This window comes from Eubacterium sp., assembly GCF_057858645.1.
Genome location: NZ_DBLZZO010000004.1, coordinates 61,748 through 83,604 on the forward strand (window position 1 = coordinate 61,748; position 21,857 = coordinate 83,604).

Consider the following 21,857-nt stretch of genomic DNA (forward strand, 5'->3'; position numbering starts at 1 on the left):
TTACTTTAATTTACCATTTTTGTCGCATGCTAAGGTGAGCTCTTTGCTTAAATTACCACCACCTTTTTGATGCATAGTTATTTTGGCACGGGCAATATTTTTTGAGCTTGTAACCGATTTAGATTTTACAGACCAGTTAGAGTTTAAATTGCTAATAGAACATGATGCTTTAGTACAACTAGATGAAGAACCATTGTAACTGAAGGTTCCAGATAAATGTATTGTCCATAACAATTTATTTGAGGATGTATAGTAAGAAAGCTTTTTGGTTGCAGTTTTAAATTTAGATACTGAATGCGGAGCTATACTTTTAGATGTGTTTGTAATTATTTCCGCAACTATGTAACCATCTTCATGAAGAACAGTAGTTTTACTGTAAAAAGAAGAATTATAAACATCTTTTGCGAAAGTATTGGTATAAGATAGTACACCGCATAGTACCATCAGTGATAGTAAAATAAATGATTTTTTCATAAGTCCCTCCTAATTATTATCGTTTGTTTTAAGATTCATCAATTGTCTCAATGGTGTAGGATGGTAAATTTTTGTTTAGGTTTTGATAGTAATGCATAAAAGAAAAAACACATATTATACTAACTGTAACAGCAATAATAATGATGTGTTTTTTCAACTTTTGCTGTTTTCTTATTTCGTTGGAACTAAGAGATTCATAAAATGACTCTGAAACATCTTCTGGTGTTCCAAAAATTTCAACTAAATCGTTATAAGTAGTTTCAGGATGTTCAACCATATAACTTTTAACATTAACTTCTAAATCGTTTAATAGATTTCTCTTATATTTAGATGAGATTTTTAATTCTTTTTTGAGATTTTTAATATATACTTTTTTTGTATTACTCAACATCGTTTTCAACTTTTGCTCCTTTTGAAAATTCTAAAATTTTTGTTATGCAATCATTAACAGCATAGTATTCCTTAATTAGTTCGCAAAGATATTCTGCTCCCTGATCTTCAAGGTGGTAATATATTCGTTTTAGACGCTTACCAACTTGTTTTTGATATGATGAAATCATATGCTTGTCCTCAAGTTTATATAAAGTTGGATAAAGAGAACCCTCTGGAATTTTTATATATCCGCCCCCACGTTCTATTACCAATTGTGTCATTTCATACCCATATAAATCCTTTTCTGAAAGAAAATTCAATATAAGCATTTCGACATACCCCTTTTTAAAGTTATCTCGAATATTCATACAAGTGCTCCTAAATTAAAATGTATAGTATACATTTTAATATACATACACACTAATGTAAATACATAAGTAAGTAAAGTGATTATTGACACAAATATTTCAAAATGATAATATTAAAGAAAATTAAATTAAAGGAGAGGAATGTATGAGTAAGAAAATTTGTAAAATAATTATTGCAACTATAATGTTGATGATATTGGGGATAACAGAGTTATCGGAGGGGAGCATAGTTGCAATGAGCAAACAGGAAGATAGTATTGCTAGTGTCCAAGATAATGTCGAGTATCAGTTTAATGTGTTAAGAAAAAATAAAAAAGAGTGGAAAGATTCTGAACTTGTTTTAAAAAAAGTATTATTCGACTCAAATCAGAAGGTGAGTGCATATTTATATAATGTTAAAAAGAATAAACAAATAGAAGGATATATAATAGCTAGTTCTGAAGAAAATAATAATATTATTGAATTTGGAGATGAATTGTTTTTGGATAATGCATCAGAGAAAGTTGAAGAAAATTTTGATGTAAAAAAGAAAAAACAGAAAGTTTATTATCTAGGCGGTATGAGTTATGCAATAGGAGGCAATGATAATAAAGATGAAAAGGTATTAGTAGATGTTTCTAACAATAACATAGAGAAAATATCAGAAAAAGAAATGTGCAGAATGGAGAGTGAAGTAGATAAAGTGTCATTATCGTCACCACCTGATAATTCAGGCGATGGGTTTATTACAAATCCAGGAAAGTATGAAAGTGGTTATGATTCTTCAAGCTCTAAAAATGTTAAGGGGTATAATATAACGTATAAGATTATGTCTGAATTGCAAAGTGGTGGAGTATGTGCACCAACAGCAGCTACTAATATTATGCTATACTGGTATAAAAGAGATAGCAAAAAATATAAAAAACTTTATTATAAGTCTAATTGGAAAACAACATTTACAAAGTTGCGTGATTATATGAAATGTAAATCAAAAGGAGGGACATTAGATAAAAATGTTGCAACGGGATATAGCAAATTTTTTGATTTAGTGGGAGTAAATAATTATACAGTTAAATTTCATAGTGGTACAAATAGCGGAAGAAAAATTGTGAGTGAGATTAACAATGGTAGACCGTGTCACTTGATAGTTCACGATCATTACAAGTATAATGATCATTCGGTTGTAGCACTAGGATATAAGCAGTACATTTATGAACATTGGTATGGAGATAGGTATGAAACGTACATTCGTATAGCAGATGGTTGGACAAACTCACCTACACGTTTTGTTTGGGGAAAATGTAAAGGCAGTTGGAATTATGTTACTGTAAATATAAAGTAAGTAAAGGAGAAATTATGAAAAAAAAAGTATGCATTGTGATTATTCCTTTGGTATTAGTAATGGTTGTTGTATCAATTATTATCGTAAAGTCATCATCGACGCAGAAAATGTTATCTATTCCCAAAGAAGAAATTACAAAAATTTTAGTTACAGATGGTAATAACGGAAATGTAACGGAGTTGACGAAAGAACAAACAGATAAGTTATATAATAAATTAACTAATACCAAGATAAAAAAGAAAGTTTCGGAAGATGCTAGTGGTTGGTTATATAATATAGATATCTTTAGAAAAAATTCTTCAATTAGCATTATAGTAATTTCCAATGAAGAATGTAGTATATCGAATAAGAAATATTCTATTAAAGAAAATAAAGGTAAAGAAATTATTGATATGGTCAAAGAGTTTACTGATAAATAAATTGAAAATAATAAAGTAAATTAATAAATCACATCTACGTTAGATATGTTTTTGAATATAAAAAAAGGACATATTTAGCGTAGATGTGATTTTAAAGGAATATGTTATACTAACAAGTAGGATGAGAGAGTATATCAGTAAGTATTCCGGTAAGGATTTCAGTGACGAGGAAGCAGTGAAAATGGCTGTGGACGAATGCATAAATGAAAATGTGTTGCGAGAATTTCTGCTGGAAAATAAGGCGGAGGTGGTAAAAATGTTCTTGACAGAGTATAACGAAAAGCAGACATTGGAAAACACGTATAATGATGGCGTTGAAGTTGGCAAAGAGATTGGTAAATCGCAGGGAATTGAATTCGGAGAACGCAGAAAACTTGTTGAAATGGTATATAAGAAAATAAAAAGAGGAAAAAGTGTAGAAGAAATAGCAGACGATTTGGAAGAAGATATAGAAGTGATTAATCCTATTTTTAATGAAATAGAAAAGTTAGGGTTAGATAAAAGTTTGGAAGAGATAATGGAACATTTTTAATAAAAAATAACAAAGACCTCTACGATAAAAAGTTGAAGAGTGTTATGTGAATAAAGAGGTTAACGCTAAGTTGATACCAGCTTCATTAGAGACATGTTTTTAAGCATGTCTAATTTAATTGACAATGAGGAGTTAAATGGAGATTATGTTGAAACTAAGGTAAGACCGTATGGTGGCACAGCAGGAAAAAAATATATTGGTAACCTAACTGCTAATTCCACTATTGAGTATAAAACCAATATTGCAAAATCAGGGAAATACAGATTAGATGTAGATGCTGTTGCAGGAAATAGCAATAGCAATAGAATATTAACAGTATATTTAGATGATAAGGAGTTGGCGAAAGTACCTGTGGTTTCAAAGAACGGTGTGACACAGGCTAAGGGCAAAGGAAAATGTTTAGTTTATGTTTACGCACAAAACGGTATTTATAAGAAAATCAAAGTTAAAGTTTTGAAATAGTACAAACACAAAGAAAATTAAATTGTTAAAAATAGAAAGACATTTGTAGCAGTATAAAGATATTGTTACAGATGTCTTTTTAGTTATTAAAAAGAATCGAAATTATTATTTGATAAAAAACGTTGGGCTGTGGATATATCTTGATGCAAAAAAAGTTGTTGAAACAATACGCACTGGTTACGTGAAATGTTGCAAACGATAATCTTTAGTACGTTATAGGAAAGTTTAATGGAATTTTTATTACGTTATATATAACAGTGCATTTGTTATAATGAAAAAATGTGATTAGATAATAGCCAAAAAAGATTTGCATTAATTTCCTAATTGTGTTAAATTATTTCGCGGATGGTATTCGAAATGAAACTATACTGATGAATAAAATATTTTTCACTATAAAGATTGGAGCGTAGCTTATATCTTGAAGGAATGAGACTCATTGTCCCAAAACTATAATATTTAGTTGACATAAGTCAAAAAATATTAAAAGGAGGGATGCCCATGAAAGTTGGATTTATAGGAGCAGGGAAAGTTGGATTTTCTCTGGGAAAATATTTAGCAGATAATAATCAAAAAGTTATTGGTTATTACAGTGAATTTAAAGAAGATGCAAAAGAAGCATCGAAGTTTACTAATTCGGCATGTTATACGGATGTTGAATTGTTAGTAAAGGATAGTGAGATTGTTTTTATTACGGTCCCGGACGGTGTAATTGAAAAGGTCTGGAGTAGTATAAAACATTTTAGTCTAAGTGGAAAAATTATTTGCCACACAAGTGGCGCATTATCGTCAGAAGTCTTTTCGGATATTTCAAAACGTGGTGGTTTTGGATTTTCTATTCACCCACTCTTTGCAGTGAGCGACAAATATAGTTCTTACAAAGAGTTGTCAAAAAGTTATTTCACAGTAGAAGGATCAGAAGAAAAAATTAACTTTGTAAAACAATGGCTTGAAAGTTTTGGAAACAATGTTTGTGTTATTTCCAAGGAAAACAAAGTTAAATATCATGCGTCAGCGGCAATTGCAAGTAATCTTGTTGTTGGGCTTATTAGTTTAAGTGAGCAGTTGTTACTTGAATGTGGCTTTGACAAAGATTCAGCCGATACTGCATTAGCCCCGATTATTAGAGGAAATGTTGAACATTGTTTGAATGATGGTTGCAGTGCTGCATTAACCGGTCCAATTGAGCGAAATGACACAACAACAGTTTTGAAACATTTGAAAACATTAAGTGGAAACAGCAAAGAAATTTATAAGGCAGTGTCAAGACAGGTTTTAGACGTTGCCAAAAATAAAAATAAAGATAGAGATTACAGTGAAATGGAGGATATTCTAAAATGAAGAACACAGTAAATACATTATTAAAACAGAAACAGGACGGAGATAAAATTACAATGTTGACTTGCTATGATTACTCAACAGCAAAGTTAATGGAAGAAGTTGGTGTAAACACAATTTTAGTTGGTGACTCACTTGGAAATACAATGCTTGGATATGAAGATACAATTCAGGTAACAATGGAAGACATGATTCACCATTGTGCAGCAGTTTCAAGAGGAATCAAAGATATTCTTTTAGTTTGCGATATGCCATTTATGTCATATCAGACATCAGTTTACGATGCAGTTGTAAACGCAGGCAGACTTATGAAGGAAGGTCACGCTAATATGGTAAAACTTGAAGGTGGCGTGGAAGTTGCACCACAAATCGAAGCAATTGTAAAAGCATCAATTCCGGTTTGTGCACATATCGGTCTTACACCACAGTCAATTAATGCATTTGGTGGTTTCAAAGTTCAGGGAAAAACTGAAGCAGCAGCAAAGAAGTTAATTGAAGATGCAAAAGCAGTTCAGGCAGCAGGTGCATCAATGGTTGTTTTAGAAGCAGTACCTGCAAAACTTGCAGCAAAAGTTACAGAAATTCTTGACATACCAACTATTGGAATTGGGGCAGGAGCAGGCTGTGACGGACAGGTTTTAGTTTACCAGGATATGCTTGGAATGTTCACTGATTATGTTCCAAAATTTGTACGTCAGTTTGCAAATGTAGGTGAAGTAATGAAAGGTGCATTCAGGGATTATATCAAGGCTGTAAAAGATAAGAGCTTCCCTGCCGAAGAGAACACATACAAAATTGATGATGAAATAATTAATAAATTATACTAATTTACTATAGAAAATTAAGTATAGGATAACAAATAATTAATTATTTAAGTGCAGACAGGTTCTATTTTACCTATGCCTACACAAAGGAGAAAAATTATTTTAAAAGTAATGCATAACTTACTTTACTAATTACTTTTAAAGTATTATATTAAGAAACGGTTAGTTTGAAAATAAGATACACAAAGTGTAAATGAAGATATAAAGAGAGGTTTAATAAAATGAAGGTTGTTGGTACAATAAAAGAAGTTAGAGAATTAGTAAAAGAATGGAAGAAAAATGGAGAAACAGTAGGTTTCGTTCCTACAATGGGATATTTACATGAAGGTCATGGAAGCCTTATTACAAAGGCAAGAGAAAACAATGACAAAGTAGTAGTAAGTATTTTTGTTAATCCAATGCAGTTTGGACCAACAGAAGATTTAGACAGCTATCCAAGAGATTTAGAAAAAGACAGTAAATTCTGCGAAAGCCTTGGAGCTGATTTAATATTCCATCCAGAACCGGAAGAAATGTATCATGATGACTTTAGTTCATATGTTGATATGTCAGTTTTAACAGAAGAATTATGTGGTCTTAGCCGTCCTGTTCATTTTAGAGGTGTATGTACAGTTGTAACAAAATTATTTAACATTGTTCAGCCAGACAACGCATACTTTGGACAGAAAGATGCACAGCAGCTTGCAATTATTAAACACATGGTTCAGGATTTAAACATGGACATTAACGTAGTAGGTTGTCCAATTGTTCGTGAAGAAGACGGCCTTGCAAAAAGTTCAAGAAACACATATCTTTTACCAGAAGAAAGAAAAGCAGCTTTAATTCTTAGCAAAACAGTAAAATTAGCAAAAGAATTAATTGATGCAGGAGAAAAAGACGCGGATGTTGTAGTTGCAAAAATGAAAGAAAACATCGAAACAGAACCAATGGCAAAAATTGATTACGTAAAAGCCGTAAACGGACTTACAATGCAGCAGCAGAAAGAAATAAAAGCACCAATGCTTATTGCAATGGCAGTATACATCGGAAAAACAAGATTAATCGACAACATGATTTTGGATTAAGCCACGCACCCCGAAAATAATTTTACATGTGCAAGCTTGCTTGCAAACATGAAAAAATTATTTTCGGGGTATGGGGCGCAGCCCCTCAGCGAAGGAACACGAAGTGTTACGAGCTGATAGCGTGGCTAAGGAAATGTTGAAGGAAGCCACGCACGAAGGAACACGAAGTGTTACGAGCTGATGGCGTGGCTTATAGCTGCGTGGCGAAGGAGAACAAAGTGTTACGAGCTGATAGCGTGGCTTATAGCTGCGTGGCGAAGGAGAACAAAGTTAAAATATACAAATAAATAAGTAAAGAGGTAAAAAATGCAAGTTAATATGTTAAAAAGTAAAATACACAGAGCTACAGTTGTTCAATCAGAACTTGACTATGTAGGAAGTATCACTGTTGATGAAGAATTAATGGAAGCAGCAGGAATTTATGAATACGAAAAAGTTCAAATTGCAGATGTAAATAATGGAAACAGATTTGAAACATACGTTATTGCAGGAGAAAAAGGTTCAGGTATGATTTGTTTAAACGGTGCTGCAGCACACATGGTAAGTTTAGGTGATAAAATAATTATCATGAGTTACGCACAAATGACACCTGAAGAAATAAAAGACAACAAGCCAAAAGTTGTATTTGTAGATGACGACAATAAGATTACAAGAGTAACAAATTACGAAAAACATGGAAAATTATTTGACTTAGAAAAATAATTTTTCCTTTATGAAAGTGAATTTATTATGGAAAAAATTTTAAAGAACAAAACAGTTGTATTAGGAGTTACAGGAAGTATTGCGGCGTACAAAATTGCTAACCTTGCAAGCAGTCTTGTGAAAAAAGGCGCTAATGTACATGTTATAATGACAAAAAATGCTACAAACTTTATTAATCCAATTACATTTGAAACATTAACAGGAAATAAATGTTTAGTAGATACATTTGACAGAAATTTTGAATTCAGCGTTGAGCACGTATCTTTGGCAAAGCAGGCTGACATATTTATGGTAGCCCCTGCAAGTGCCAATGTTATTGGAAAGATTGCAAATGGTATAGCAGATGATATGCTTACCACAACAATTATGGCATGCAAGTGTCACAAAGTTATTTCCCCGGCGATGAATACAAATATGTTTGAAAATCCTATTGTTCAGGATAATCTGGAGAAATTAAGAAATTACGGTTACGAAGTTATTGATCCGGCAAGTGGATATTTAGCCTGTGGAGACACAGGGGCAGGAAAAATGCCTGAACCTACAGTTCTTGAAAGTTATATAATGAAGAATATTGCCATGGAAAAAGATATGGCAGGAAAAAAAGTTTTAATTACTGCAGGACCAACAATGGAAGCCATTGATCCGGTTAGATTTATCAGCAATCACTCAACAGGTAAGATGGGTTATGCCCTTGCAAAGATTGCAATGGAACGTGGTGCAGAAGTAACACTTGTTACTGGAAAAACATATATTGAAAAGCCTGACTTTGTAAAAATTATTGATGTAAAGAGTGCAAAAGAAATGTTTGATGCAGTTGATAAAGAATTTGACAGTCAGGATATTGTTATAATGAGTGCAGCAGTTGCTGATTACAGACCAAAGACAGTAGCTGATGAAAAAATCAAGAAAAATGATGGGGAAACAGCCATTGAACTTGAGAGAACCGACGACATTCTTGGAACAATGTCAAGGAGAAAGAAGAACCAGTTCCTTTGTGGTTTTTCAATGGAAACAGAGCATATGCTTGAAAATTCTAAGAACAAGCTTAAAAAGAAAAATCTTGATATGATTTGTGCTAACAATCTTAAAGTTGAAGGGGCAGGATTTGGAACAGACACAAATGTTGTTACTTTAATAACAGAGAATGAAAGCAGACAATTGCCAATTATGTCAAAAGAACAGGTGGCAAACGAAATTTTAACTGAAATAAATAACAGAATATAAAGCCGAGTGGCTGTAAAGCATGAGACTATGGACTCACATACTTGTATCATAGTTAGGTTGTACCATACGAATTATAAGATACAAAAGGAGATTACAATGAAAAGATTAGTAAGAATACTCACTGTAGTGGCATGCTTTATGGCCACTTTTACGTTTGCAATTAATGATGTTAGCGCTGCTACGAAGGCATGGTCAAAAAATGCAGACGGTAAGTTTGTAGATGGTAACGGCAAAGTAATGGAAGGTGCCACAATGAAGGGCATTGATGTTAGCAAATGGAATGGAAATATTAATTGGAAAAAAGTTGCTGCATCAGATGTAGATTACGCAATTATCAGATGCGGCTTTGGGGACGATTACACAAGTCAGGATGACAAATATTGGGAAAAAAATGTAAAAGGATGCGAAGATAACAATATTCCTTATGGCGTATATATTTATTCTTATGCTCAAAGTGTTTCTCAGGCAAAAAGTGAAGCAAAGCATGTTCTTAGATTGGTTGAAAATCATAAACTGAATTTTCCTATTTACCTTGACGTGGAAGAAGATGACCAGGCAAAATTATCAAAAAGTAAATTAACTGATATTATTAATACATTTGTTACGGAAATACATAATCAGGGATACGAGGTCGGAATTTATGCTAATCTTAACTGGTGGACTAACTATATTGATAAATCTGTAGCAAGTAACCAAACTTGGTTTAAATGGGTGGCACAGTACAACAACATAGGTACAACATACACAGGTGTTTATCAGATGTGGCAGTGTAGTGATAAAGGAACTGTAAGTGGTATAAGAGGAAACGTTGATTTGAATTTCTGGTTTGATAAAGTAAGAACAACAACGTATAATGCAAGAAATGTCAAATTAAATGCTGCACCTGTCATAAAAGTTACAAAGGTAACCAGACCGGCAAAAACACCTATAGTATCAGTTACTGCCGGTAAGAAAAAAGCCAAATTAAAACTCCAAAAGGTTTCCGGGGCAAAAGGTTATCAGATACAATATTCAACAAAGAAAAACTTCCATGGTAAAAAGTCAAAATATATTAAATGGACAAGAACTACAATAAAAAGTTTAAAATCCAAGAAAAAATATTATTTTAGAGCCAGAGCCTATAAGCTTAATGGAACTAAAAAAGTTTACTCAAAAAAATGGTGCAAAGTTAAAAGCGCCTACATAAAATAAAAAAACAGAAAAAAAGTAAATGAAAGAGTAGATAAGAAAATCTACTCTTTCATAACAGAAATTAAATCCTGTAACACTGTAATCTGGTGTATGGTAAGCCCTTGTGCATCGATTGTAATTGATGGCTCTTCATGGTGTAATCCAAGAAGATAGTCTGTACTACAATCATATAGTTGTGCAAGGGCTATTAAATTCTCCAAACTGGGAGTTCGCTCTCCTGTTTCATATCCGGAAACAATTGAAGGCGAAACATCTAAAAGTTCAGCCAATTGTTTTTGAGTATATTTATTTTCTGATCTAAGTAGTCGTAACTTTTCCGGTAAATCTTTAATCATTAGTGTCCTCCTAAAATGAAAAGTGGTTTCCATTAAAATCTCTGTGAAACTCAGCAGGTAAAATATTACCACTTAAAGTGGAAATGGTAAAGTCGTTAATTAAATTAACAGCATCATCTACTGAATTGTATAGAATATTACACAAAATCTCACTTTCTCTTCGGCATTGCATATTGGCATTAGGAAAAATCACATGTCCTTTTAACTGCTTATAATGAAAAGTTGCGTGCATGGATAGGTCTAAAAGGCTTCTTTTCAAACAATTAGGAGCAACAAATATTTTTTTCACCTTTTTCATCATATGAAGACTATGATAAATATCTTCAAGAGAAACATAATTATATAAAGAATCCATGGCAATAGCTACCTTATACGTTGCAGGGACTAATTTGTAAATAGGATAACTTTCAGGATTGAAGCTATCTTTGGTAATTAACAAATGCTCCAAGTCCCCTTCTATTTCCACATGTCCACAACCAGTTTCCTTCATAAATCTGTTTACATACGGATGACAAGCGTTGTCCAAAGCAAAATGACATATAAATCCCAGAATGTAACTATACTCAGGACTGTTAATTCCCAGTTCCTGTACAATTTCTGAGGCATGCTCCATAAAAGGATACACATCGCTGTGGTGCATTGTAACGCCAATCTTAGTAATATCTTTTCTGGTTAAATAGAAAAATAAAAAATCAGGTCCCTGTAATCCCATTCTAAATTCATTAGGATACTTTCTCACAGTTTCTTTTATTGTTGAAGGCAACTTTGGAATAACAAGTTTGCCAAATTTGTTATGTGCGTAAAGTGCTGGCATAATGAACACCTCCTATGTAAAAATATTTATAACTACAGTTTAACATATTTGAAATGTAAAAATACAAAAAACTAAATATTATTTCGAATAACCATATTTTGACTGTTGCAATTAATTTTTAAAAGTGTTATCATAACGATAGAACAAACGTTCGAAAAAGTCAACTGCTAATTTTAAGATAATAGGAAACGTTAATTTTATCTGATGGCAACTATTAATTTTTAAGACGATTGAAACGAGGTGAGGAACATTAATATACAGCAGAATATGGATTTATCTGAAAAATTGAAGATTTTAACAGATGGGGCCAAGTACGATGTTGCATGTACCAGTAGTGGCGTTGACCGTTCCAATAAGGGAAAAGGAATGGGAGATGCTCATGCGTGTGGAATATGTCATACTTTTGCGTCAGATGGCCGTTGTGTATCGCTACTTAAGATACTTTATACAAATGAATGTATTTATGACTGCAAGTATTGTATTAACAGAAAGTCAAATGATGTTCCAAGAGCCAGTTTTACACCCGATGAAGTTTGTAAGCTTACCATGGAATTTTATAGACGCAATTATATTGAAGGATTATTTTTAAGTTCAGGAATTTTGAAAAGTCCGGATTTTACAATGGGGCTTGTATATGAAACTTTATGGAAATTACGCAACGAACATCATTTCTTTGGATATATTCATGTAAAGGCAATACCGGGAGCCTCTCCTGAAATTATTGATAAAATAGGATTTCTTGCAGATAGAATGAGTACTAATTTGGAGTTGCCTACAAAGGAGAGTCTTAAGGAATTAGCACCGAATAAGAGTCATAAGAATATGCTTATGTCTATGAAACAGATACAGATTGGCTCAGGAAACCTTATACCGTCTTCAGGTGATGGGTATAGTTTGATTACAAAAACAGGAAGAAAGAAGCAGTCAAAGTTCGTTCCGGCAGGACAAAGCACCCAGATGATTATAGGGGCAACACCGGAAACTGATTATCAGTTAATGTCAGTAACTGAATATATGTATAAACAGTTTAAGATGAAGAGAGTTTTTTATTCGGCTTTTGTAGATGTGAATCACAATATTGACGCACCGGCGCCAGTTGGACCTAATCCGTTATTAAGGGAGCATAGATTATATCAGGCAGATTGGCTGCTTAGATTCTACGGATTTAATGTGAAGGAATTACTGAATGAAAATCATCCTAATTTTAATGTGGTACTAGATCCGAAATGTGATTGGGCAGTTAATCATTTGGAGTTGTTTCCTGTTGAAATAATGCGAGCAGATTATTATACATTATTAAGAGTACCGGGACTTGGAGTGAAGTCTGCAAGGCGCATTATGTCAGCAAGAAGATATGGTGTTATTGATTTTGATGGTTTGAAACGTATGGGAGTTGTACTGAAAAGAGCTGCATATTTTATTACATGCAATGGTAAAACAATGTTTCCACTGAGACTGGATAAAGATTTTATTGCAAGGTCTATAGCAGCAGATGACAGAAAGCAATTATTTTCAATTGAAGAAGATACAACGTACAGGCAGATGACGTTGTTGGATTTGGAGGCGAAAGCTTAATGAAGAATAAAAATGTAACATTGGTATGCGATGATACTTTTGATGGGATAATGACGGCAATTTATGACGGCTGGGTATTAATGAACAAAGGCTGCATAGTTAGTATACATCCGGGAAAGGGTTATTCGGCAACTTTTTTTTCAGAATTTATAACAATTGATACTAGTTTAGACAAGTCTGTTAGAGTGGCAAAATCCATAAGAATAAAGATTTCAATTGAAGCATACATGATGGTTTACAGAGCCTGTATGCATTTTGATAATGACAAAGGTAATGAAATATTTGAGTTTTTGAAATTAGGATATGCAGTGGGAGCCAGAGTGACGAAAATGCTAACGAATCCTCATGTGTTACGGGTTACTGAATTAAGTAGAAAGGCAGTTAATGAAGCACATTTGTTTAAGGGATTTGTAAGGTTTGATGAATTAAAGGGTGGGGTCCTTTACAGTAGAATACAACCAAAATGCGATGTGGTTCCGTTAATAATTAATCATTTTCAGGACAGATTTCCGGAAGAAGATTGGATAATATATGATTCAAAAAGAAAGAAAGCAGCAGTACACAAGCATGAAACAGATACGATTATTGTTGAAGGACAGGATGTGGAGGCATTGACCAAAGACTTACAGTATAACGATGAGTATAGAGAATTGTGGAAGATATTTTTTGATACTATTGGAATAGATGCAAGGAAGAATCCTAAATGTCAGCGAACACAACTTCCAATGTGGTTTAGAAAAAATATGACCGAATTTGTAAAGGAAAAATAAGTAAAAGTATACCGAATAACCACAAAATCTTTACTTTATTCGTCACTCTTCACTTTTTTTCTTATTAATGATATACTAGCGGGTGTGGTTTAACACATTACAAAAGGAAAACAGAATAGAACTAATCAGGAGGAATCTATGAGTAAAGTTAAGCGTGTTTATGTGGAAAAAAAGAAACCTTATGCTGTAAAAGCAAAGGAATTAACAGAAGATATCAAGGGATATCTTGGGATTGACGGATTAAAAGAAGTAAGAGAATTAGTAAGATATGATGTAGAAAATCTTACAGAAGATACTTATAAGAAAGCTCTTACATGTGTATTTTCAGAACCACCGGTTGATGATGTTTATGAAGAAACATTTCCTTATGATGAAGCTGAATCAAAGATTTTCAGTGTAGAATTTTTACCGGGACAGTTTGATCAGAGAGCTGATTCAGCTGTACAGTGTGTTAAGTTTTTAAACGAGGATGAGAATCCTGAAATAAAAACTGCAACAACATACGTTTTAGTTGGAGATATTACAGAGGAACAGTTTGAACAGATTAAGTCATATTGTATCAACCCTGTAGATTCAAGAGAAACAGGATTAGAAAAGCCTGAAACTTTAGTAACAGAATTTGAGGAACCGGCAGATGTAATCATTTTTGATGGTTTCAAGGACATGGATGATGCTCCACTTAAAGAACTTTACGATTCACTTGGATTAGCAATGACATTTAAGGATTTCAAACATATTCAGAATTATTTTAAATCTGAAGAAAACAGAGATCCATCAATGACAGAAATCAGAGTATTAGATACTTACTGGTCAGATCATTGTCGTCATACTACTTTTAATACAGAACTTACAGATGTTAAGTTCGATGATGGTTTTTATAATGAACCAATTGTCAAAACATATGAAGAATATCTTGAAACAAGAAAAGATGTTTTTGGAGAAAGAAAAGACAAATTTGTATGCCTTATGGATTTAGCCCTTATTGCAATGAGAAAGTTAAAGAAGGAAGGCAAGTTAGATGATCAGGAAAAATCAGATGAAATCAATGCATGTAGTATTGTAGTTCCTGTTGAAGTTGACGGAAATACAGAAGAATGTTTAGTAAACTTCAAAAACGAAACACATAACCATCCTACAGAAATTGAACCATTTGGTGGTGCTGCAACATGTTTAGGTGGTGCTATTAGAGATCCATTATCAGGACGTACATATGTATATCAGGCTATGCGTGTAACAGGTGCAGCAGATCCTACTAAGCCAATGAGCGAAACATTAAGTGGTAAGCTTCCACAGAAGAAACTTGTTCAGGGAGCTGCAAATGGATATAGTTCATATGGTAACCAGATTGGTCTTGCAACAGGTTTAGTAAAAGAAATTTATCATCCTGATTATGTTGCAAAGAGAATGGAAATTGGTGCAGTTATGGGAGCAGCTCCTAGACGTGCAGTACAGAGACTTACATCAGATCCAGGAGACATTATCGTACTTTTAGGTGGTAGAACAGGACGTGATGGCTGTGGTGGAGCAACAGGTTCTTCAAAGATTCATACAGAAGAATCTATTGAAACATGTGGTGCTGAAGTACAGAAAGGTAACGCACCTACAGAACGTAAATTACAGAGATTATTTAGAAGAGAAGAAGTTAGTCACATTATCAAGAAGTGTAATGATTTCGGTGCCGGCGGTGTTTCAGTAGCCATCGGTGAGTTAGCTGACGGACTTCATATTAACTTAGATAAAGTTCCAAAGAAATATGCAGGCTTAGATGGAACAGAAATTGCTATTTCTGAATCACAGGAAAGAATGGCAGTAGTAGTTGATCCTTCTGATGTAGAAAAATTCTTAGAATATGCTAATGAAGAAAACTTAGAGGCTACAGTAGTAGCAGAAGTTACAGAGGATCCTAGATTAGTATTAGAATGGAGAGGAAAGGAAATTGTAAATCTTTCACGTGCATTCTTAGATACAAACGGTGCACATCAGGAAACAACAGTTGAAGTAGATATGCCTGAAAAGGATGCAAACTTCTTCAAGAAACCTGAAGTAGCAGACGTAAAAGAAAAATGGTTAGAAACACTTGCTGACTTAAATGAATGTTCACAGAAGGGATTAGTTGAAAAATTCGACGGTTCAATCGGTGCAGGTTCAGTATTTATGCCACATGGTGGAAAATACCAGAAGACAGAAACACAGGCAATGGTTGCAAAACTTCCAGTGCTTAAAGGAAAATGCGATACAGTAACAATGATGAGTTATGGATTTGATCCATATTTATCAAGTTGGAGTCCATATCATGGAGCAATGTATGCAGTAGTAGATTCAATTGCAAAGATTGTTGCAAATGGTGGTGACTACAAGAAGATTCGTATGACATATCAGGAATACTTTAGAAGAATGACAGAAGATCCACGTCGTTGGAGTCAGCCATTTGCATCACTTCTTGGTTCATTTGATGCACAGATGGGATTTGGTCTTCCATCAATTGGTGGTAAAGATAGTATGTCAGGAACATTTAATGATATTGATGTACCACCAACATTAGTTTCATTTGCAGTTGATGTAGCAAAAGAAAAAGATATTATCACTCCTGAATTTAAGAAAGCAGGCAACAAGATTGTTAAATTTGAAATTAGCAAAGATCAGTATGACAAGCCTGTATATGAAGAAATCATGAAGTTATATGATCAGATTCATGAAATGATTCAGAATGGTGTGATTATTTCAGCTTATGCCCTAGACGCTAAGGGCGTAATTCCTGCTGTAAGTAAGATGGCATTTGGTAATGGAATAGGTGTAAGCATTAGCGGGAATATTCCTGGTGCAGATTTATTCGCACCTGCATTTGGTGATATTGTTGCTGAAGTACCTGCAGACAAACTTAGTGATATAACAGCAAGTTATGTATTATTAGGTGAAACAACTGATAAAGCTGAATTTAAGTATGGCGAAGAAGTAATTCCAATGGATGAAGCTCTTAAGGTTTGGGAGAAACCATTAGAAAAAGTATTCCCAACAAGAAGCCATAATGATAAGACAATATTAGATACACCAATTTATGATAAGGGAAGTATCTATGTATGCAAGAACAGAGTTGCAAAACCAACAGTATTTATTCCTGTATTCCCAGGAACAAACTGTGAATATGATACAGCGAAAGCATTTGAAAATGCTGGAGCAAACGTTATCACAAAGGTATTCAAGAACCTTACACCAGAAGACATTAGAGATTCTGTTAAGATATTTGAAGATTCAATTAATCAGGCACAGATTATTATGTTCCCAGGTGGATTTAGTGCAGGTGATGAACCTGATGGCTCAGCTAAGTTCTTCGCAACAGCATTTAGAAACGCAAAGATTGAAGAAGCTGTACATAAATTATTAAATGAAAGAGATGGTTTAGCTCTTGGTATTTGTAATGGTTTCCAGGCATTAATTAAGTTAGGATTAGTACCAAATGGAAAGATTACAGGACAGGATATTAACGCTCCAACATTAACATACAACACAATTAACCGTCATGTATCAAAGATGGTATACACAAAGGTTGTTTCAAACAAGTCACCTTGGTTACAGGAAGCTGAACTTGGTGGTGTATATGTAAATCCGGCATCACATGGTGAAGGACGTTTCGTAGCACCAAAAGAATGTATTGAGCAGTTATTTGCAAATGGTCAGGTAGCAACACAATATGTAAATCAGCAGGGACAGCCAACAATGGACGAAGAATGGAACGTAAACGGTTCATATATGGCAATCGAAGGTATCACAAGCCCAGACGGAAGATGCTTCGGTAAGATGGCTCATATTGAACGTAAAGGAACATCCGTAGCAACAAACATCTACGGAGAACAAGACCTCAAAGTCTTTGAATCAGGCGTACACTACTTTGCGTAAGCAAAGCCATGCATAAACAAACAACGGGACGCTCGTCGAAAGCTTGCTTTCGAAAGAGAGTTCCGTTGCTTGTTTATATAGGGCGCAGCCCGACAGCGAGATGAAACGAAGTGAAATCGAGCTGCATGGCTTTGCATTTGTAAGGGCAGCTAAAAGGCGAAGCCCGACAGCGAGATGAAACGAAGTGAAATCGAGCTGCATGGCTTTGCATTTTTAAGGGTAGCTAAAAGGCGAAGCCCGACAGCGAGATGGAACGAAGTGAAATCGAGCTGCATGGCTTTGCAAAAGAATGCATGGCTTTGCCGAAAGCTTGCTTTCTGGTAAATGTCACAGAAATTTCATTTTAATGTGATATAAATATATGTTAGAATATGTTTTATAAAAGCGTAGAAAATATGGTTATAAAACAAATAGTTATAACAACAGAAAAGAATAGGAGAAATGCTATGAATTATTTAAAAAATCTAAAATGGGAAATGATTTTATTTTCCTTAATTAGTATTGTTCTTGGAGTGTTAATGTGGTTGTATCCAAATCAAATTGTTAAAACAGCATGTGTAATTCTTGCAGTGATTTTGTTTATTATGGGTATAAGATATTTTATAGAATACAGAAGAACAAATTCTATTAAAAAATATTATCAATATGAACTTGTTGCATCAATAGCTTTAATAATTGGTGGAATAGTAGTTTTATGTTGCATGGATTGGATTTTATCAATTATCACATACGTCATCGCAATTATAATAATTATTAGTGGATTAATGAAGGTAGAGAATTCTTTAGACCTGAAAAGGATGAGATGCCATTGGATTCCGTTGATGATTTTTGCTGTAATATGTATTCTTTTAGGAATATCAGTTTTAATGATGCCTATGGATCATAATGATAATGGCACAACAACAGCGGGAGATTTCTTTATTCAGGTTTCAGGAATCATTTTGGCAGTAACAGGATTGATTGATTTAATTACAACCTTAACGGTTTCAGGAAAAATTAAAAGATGGACAATCGGCCAGATTGCAAACATCGTAGACGATGAAATTGTTGGGGAGGAAATTGTAGAGGATAATGATGACGATGATGAAATAGTACAATAGAATACGATTAATATTAGATTAAGACATACAATGAAAAAGGACAGAGTCGTTAAAATAAGACTCTGTCCTTTTTTTAAAAATCAAATTTAATATTATATTAATATATACAGCGTTAAAAAAGATGATGATATAAAAATACATTTTTTAAACTGTCTCATATTTTTTTACAACTCCAAGACCGATTGGGTGAGGACCTGTATGTACACCTGAAACAATGCCGATTGCCACGTTAGTTTCCCTTTGAAGTTTTACATTAAGTGTTTCTTCTAACTGGTTCATAAAACTTACACCTTCAGAAGCATCATAGCCATATCCAACTGAGATAACAAAGTTATCTTTTCCGTTTTCTGTTAAATATTTATCGGCAACTTCCAATACTTTTTTCTTTAATTTGTTTCTGTTACGACCTATGCCACCAAGACCAATATCCCCGTCTTTCATAATTATAACTGGTTTCACATCAATCTTGCTGGCTGCTGCTGCAACTTTGCCGATTCGACCGCCCATTTGTAAATAATCAAGTGAACCAACTGTAAAGAAAATACGTGCAGATGCAATGACTTTTTCGATTTTTTCTAATGCAGTTTCTAAAGGTACATTGTTGTCACGCATTTTTGCCATTTGGTCAACAATTAGTCCCTGAGTAACGGTGTTTTGCTTTGAGTCAATAATATGAATTTCAGCATTTGGATATTCCTCAAGAATAAGTTCCTTTGCGTTTCTTGCTGAATTGTACGAACCACTAAATATTAATGAAATAGTAAAGCAGACAACAGGAATATCTTCTTTTACATACATTTCAAAAGCTTTATAAAAAAGGTCCACACTTGGTAGTGAAGTCTTAGGGTATGTTTTTGGATTGTCGACCATTCTCTGATAACATTCGTTTCTTGTAATATCAACTCCGTCTAAAAAATAATTTTCTCCGTCAAAAGAAACTGATAGAGGGACGATATCTATATTATTTTTTTCTATATAAGCCTGAGATAAATCACAGGCACTATCACTAATTATTTTGAACATAGATTTTAAAAACTCCTTCACGTAGTATTCAATACTATATAATATACCACTTGCAAAATATAATTCAATACATTTGAATCAAATAAAGAAAGTTTAACAGTTATTTAACATTTAGAAGTACGTATATTTATTAATAAACAAATATGTGGTACAATGATAGGCAATTAAGAATCGGAGGGGAGTTTTATGGATAAATTAAAAAACGAAAGAGCAATAGTAGAAGGTTTTTTCGTTAGTGTCATAGCCGCCTGGGGATTACTATCTACATTTCGTGGAACTTTTGGAAGTATAAACAGTTTAGACAGTGTTGCAAAAGCAAATTTTCCAATGATAATATTATTGCTTGCAGTATTGACTGCAATTATGGCAGGCATATATTATAAAGAAAAATTTATTGCAAAAATAGTAATGTTTATAAGTGTTTATATTTATGCAATCTTATGTGCAACATCAGGTGACAAAGTGGTGTGGAGCAAAACGAACAATAATGAAATTGGTGACACATGTTTTATGTGCATGCTGTGTTTTATTACAGTGTTAGCGTTCTTATACATAAAAGATGAAATTATGCAATTGTTTGGCTATATTAAGCTGAATGGAAAGATTGCTAAAATATTTTTTGTGATAATAGGAATTCTTTTGTTTGGAATTGTAGCTGCAGTTACAATTTTTAGGTATAAAACATATAGTAGTTCAACTTATGATTTTGGGATTTTTGCTCAGATGTATGAGTACATGAAGCAGACAGGAAAAATGACAACAACAGTTGAAAGAAATACATTGTTGTCACATTTTGGAGTACATTTCTCACCTATATTTTATATAGGTCTACCAATATACATGATTTTTCCAAGTGCAATAACTGTTCAGGTTATACAGGCGATTATGGTGGCATTACCGATTATTCCAATAATGTTATTATGCAGACACTATAAGTTGTCTAATTGGATTACGGTTGCAGTTACATTAATTTATGCTTTGTATCCGGCTACGGCAGGCGGAACATTTTACGACATACATGAAAATTGCTTTTTAACATTTTTCTTATTGCTGACAATTTATTTTGTTGAGAAAAAGAAAGACATACTGGCAATTATCTGCATGCTATTAGTATTTTTTGTAAAAGAAGATGCAGCAGCATATATAATGATTGTGGGTGCATATTTCTTATTTTCAAGAAGGGATAAGAAACGTGGAATTATAATGATAATTTTGTCAGCTATTTATTTTGTGGTAGCATTATCAGTAGTAAACAGTTATGGACTGGGAGTTCTAGACGATAGATTTGCAAATTTATATGCAGATCCAAATGGCGGCTTAGGACAGGTTTTCAAAACAATAATTGCAAATCCGGCATACGTAATTGCCCAGATGATTTCAAATGCTGACGCAACAGGTATGGACAAAATACAGTATTTACTTTTGATGATTGTTCCCATGGCGACAATGTTGTTTGCAACAGGAAAGAAATACTCAAGATATATTTTAATGGCACCATTTTTAGTGTTTAATGTTTTTACAACATATTTATATTTACATGATGTTGGTTTTCAGTATAACTTTGGTGTGATTGCGTTATTTATGTATTTGGCAATTATGAACATTTCCGAAATGGATTATAAAAAAGCAAGAACTGTAGCTGGCATTTCTGTGATTTGTACAAGCATTATGTTTTTTGGAACAACATATCCAAGGATTAATCATTACGGTGAAAAATATAGTACAGATAAAGCTAAAATAGAAAAAATTAATAAAGGTATTGAGATGGTTCCGAGAACAGCATCTGTTGCAGTTTCAGGATTCTTTATGCCACATTTATCAAGAAATCTTGATGTGTATGATCAGACTCATTTAAAGGAAGTTAAAGAAATGGAATATCTTGTTGTTGACGAAAGAGGACAGGAAGAAAAGGAAAAGTTTGACGAAGTTCTGGCAACAGGAAAATATGAACTTATATATCATGAAGATAACCTGATAAGTGTATATCACAAAAAGCAATAATAGATGGATATAAAAATATAAAGACAAAAAAGCCAAGACAAGAATAGAAAAATAAGA

General features: G+C 33.4%; 21 protein-coding genes. 15 read left to right on the forward strand and 6 right to left on the reverse strand.

What is annotated here, in order from left to right; all coding sequences use genetic code 11:
• Genes ACZM4J_RS02330 through ACZM4J_RS02340 form a run of 3 tightly spaced genes read right to left on the reverse strand, consistent with a single transcriptional unit; the run spans position 1 to position 1,214 of the window.
• Complete coding sequence (locus ACZM4J_RS02330) at positions 1-474, reverse strand: hypothetical protein (protein WP_022165761.1); 474 nt, start codon at positions 472-474, stop codon at positions 1-3.
• Positions 475-502: 28 nt separating this feature from the next.
• Positions 503-865: a DUF6120 family protein gene (locus ACZM4J_RS02335; protein WP_412335111.1), complete on the reverse strand. Its 363-nt coding sequence runs from the start codon at positions 863-865 to the stop codon at positions 503-505.
• Positions 855-1,214, reverse strand: a complete 360-nt coding sequence (locus ACZM4J_RS02340) for a PadR family transcriptional regulator (protein ID WP_022165763.1) — start codon at positions 1,212-1,214, stop codon at positions 855-857. The genes ACZM4J_RS02335 and ACZM4J_RS02340 overlap by 11 nt, the downstream gene beginning before the upstream one ends.
• A gap of 145 nt (positions 1,215-1,359) precedes the next feature.
• Between ACZM4J_RS02340 and ACZM4J_RS02345 the strand changes: the two genes are divergently transcribed.
• The 10 genes from ACZM4J_RS02345 (at position 1,360) to ACZM4J_RS02390 (ending at position 10,288) form a co-directional block, all read left to right on the forward strand.
• Positions 1,360-2,535 carry a C39 family peptidase gene (locus tag ACZM4J_RS02345; protein WP_302689339.1) on the forward strand — a complete coding sequence of 392 codons (1,176 nt, stop codon included), beginning with the start codon at positions 1,360-1,362 and terminating at the stop codon, positions 2,533-2,535.
• Between the two features lie 14 nt (positions 2,536-2,549).
• Positions 2,550-2,954: a hypothetical protein gene (locus tag ACZM4J_RS02350; protein WP_022165765.1), complete on the forward strand. Its 405-nt coding sequence runs from the start codon at positions 2,550-2,552 to the stop codon at positions 2,952-2,954.
• An 85-nt stretch (positions 2,955-3,039) separates the two neighbouring features.
• Positions 3,040-3,486 carry a hypothetical protein gene (locus ACZM4J_RS02355; RefSeq protein WP_489485539.1) on the forward strand — a complete coding sequence of 149 codons (447 nt, stop codon included), beginning with the start codon at positions 3,040-3,042 and terminating at the stop codon, positions 3,484-3,486.
• A 105-nt stretch (positions 3,487-3,591) separates the two neighbouring features.
• Complete coding sequence (locus ACZM4J_RS02360; protein WP_022165767.1) at positions 3,592-3,948, forward strand: alpha-1 2-mannosidase; 357 nt, start codon at positions 3,592-3,594, stop codon at positions 3,946-3,948.
• Between the two features lie 498 nt (positions 3,949-4,446).
• A complete protein-coding gene (locus ACZM4J_RS02365; RefSeq protein ID WP_022165768.1) occupies positions 4,447-5,286 on the forward strand; it encodes a Rossmann-like and DUF2520 domain-containing protein in 840 nt (279 codons plus the stop codon).
• Positions 5,283-6,110, forward strand: a complete 828-nt coding sequence (gene panB / locus ACZM4J_RS02370) for a 3-methyl-2-oxobutanoate hydroxymethyltransferase (protein ID WP_022165769.1) — start codon at positions 5,283-5,285, stop codon at positions 6,108-6,110. The genes ACZM4J_RS02365 and panB overlap by 4 nt, the downstream gene beginning before the upstream one ends.
• A 218-nt stretch (positions 6,111-6,328) precedes the next feature.
• Positions 6,329-7,171, forward strand: a complete 843-nt coding sequence (panC, locus tag ACZM4J_RS02375; RefSeq protein ID WP_428244902.1) for a pantoate--beta-alanine ligase — start codon at positions 6,329-6,331, stop codon at positions 7,169-7,171.
• A 306-nt stretch (positions 7,172-7,477) separates the two neighbouring features.
• Positions 7,478-7,873, forward strand: a complete 396-nt coding sequence (gene panD, locus ACZM4J_RS02380) for an aspartate 1-decarboxylase (RefSeq protein ID WP_022165771.1) — start codon at positions 7,478-7,480, stop codon at positions 7,871-7,873.
• 36 nt (positions 7,874-7,909) lie between these two features.
• The gene (gene coaBC, locus ACZM4J_RS02385; protein ID WP_302689366.1) at positions 7,910-9,097 is read left to right on the forward strand and encodes a bifunctional phosphopantothenoylcysteine decarboxylase/phosphopantothenate--cysteine ligase CoaBC; all 1,188 of its coding nucleotides are present in this window, start codon (positions 7,910-7,912) and stop codon (positions 9,095-9,097) included.
• Positions 9,098-9,193: 96 nt separating this feature from the next.
• A complete protein-coding gene (locus tag ACZM4J_RS02390; protein WP_022165773.1) occupies positions 9,194-10,288 on the forward strand; it encodes a glycoside hydrolase family 25 protein in 1,095 nt (364 codons plus the stop codon).
• Positions 10,289-10,329: 41 nt separating this feature from the next.
• On the opposite strand, the gene ACZM4J_RS02395 is transcribed toward ACZM4J_RS02390, so the two are convergent.
• Both ACZM4J_RS02395 and ACZM4J_RS02400 read right to left on the reverse strand, forming a co-directional pair.
• The gene (locus ACZM4J_RS02395; protein WP_022165774.1) at positions 10,330-10,623 is read right to left on the reverse strand and encodes a helix-turn-helix domain-containing protein; all 294 of its coding nucleotides are present in this window, start codon (positions 10,621-10,623) and stop codon (positions 10,330-10,332) included.
• A gap of 10 nt (positions 10,624-10,633) precedes the next feature.
• Entirely contained in the window at positions 10,634-11,437 is an 804-nt protein-coding gene (locus tag ACZM4J_RS02400) for a zinc dependent phospholipase C family protein (protein ID WP_022165775.1), read from the reverse strand.
• Between the two features lie 240 nt (positions 11,438-11,677).
• Between ACZM4J_RS02400 and ACZM4J_RS02405 the strand changes: the two genes are divergently transcribed.
• The 4 genes from ACZM4J_RS02405 (at position 11,678) to ACZM4J_RS02420 (ending at position 18,776) form a co-directional block, all read left to right on the forward strand.
• Positions 11,678-13,012: a putative DNA modification/repair radical SAM protein gene (locus ACZM4J_RS02405; protein WP_489485540.1), complete on the forward strand. Its 1,335-nt coding sequence runs from the start codon at positions 11,678-11,680 to the stop codon at positions 13,010-13,012.
• Entirely contained in the window at positions 13,012-13,782 is a 771-nt protein-coding gene (locus ACZM4J_RS02410) for a TIGR03915 family putative DNA repair protein (RefSeq protein WP_022165777.1), read from the forward strand. The genes ACZM4J_RS02405 and ACZM4J_RS02410 overlap by 1 nt, the downstream gene beginning before the upstream one ends.
• A 138-nt stretch (positions 13,783-13,920) precedes the next feature.
• Complete coding sequence (locus tag ACZM4J_RS02415) at positions 13,921-17,676, forward strand: phosphoribosylformylglycinamidine synthase (protein WP_489485542.1); 3,756 nt, start codon at positions 13,921-13,923, stop codon at positions 17,674-17,676.
• Between the two features lie 446 nt (positions 17,677-18,122).
• Positions 18,123-18,776 (forward strand): DUF308 domain-containing protein, encoded by a 654-nt coding sequence (locus ACZM4J_RS02420; RefSeq protein WP_022165779.1) that lies wholly within the window; start codon positions 18,123-18,125, stop codon positions 18,774-18,776.
• 144 nt (positions 18,777-18,920) lie between these two features.
• Here ACZM4J_RS02420 and ACZM4J_RS02425 read toward each other — a convergent pair whose 3' ends face one another.
• Positions 18,921-19,799: a DegV family protein gene (locus tag ACZM4J_RS02425; protein WP_022165780.1), complete on the reverse strand. Its 879-nt coding sequence runs from the start codon at positions 19,797-19,799 to the stop codon at positions 18,921-18,923.
• A 186-nt stretch (positions 19,800-19,985) separates the two neighbouring features.
• Here ACZM4J_RS02425 and ACZM4J_RS02430 point away from each other — a divergent pair, with 186 nt between their 5' ends.
• On the forward strand, positions 19,986-21,800 hold the full coding sequence (locus ACZM4J_RS02430) for a DUF2079 domain-containing protein (protein ID WP_022165781.1): 1,815 nt from the start codon (positions 19,986-19,988) through the stop codon (positions 21,798-21,800).
• Positions 21,801-21,857: the final 57 nt, after the last annotated feature.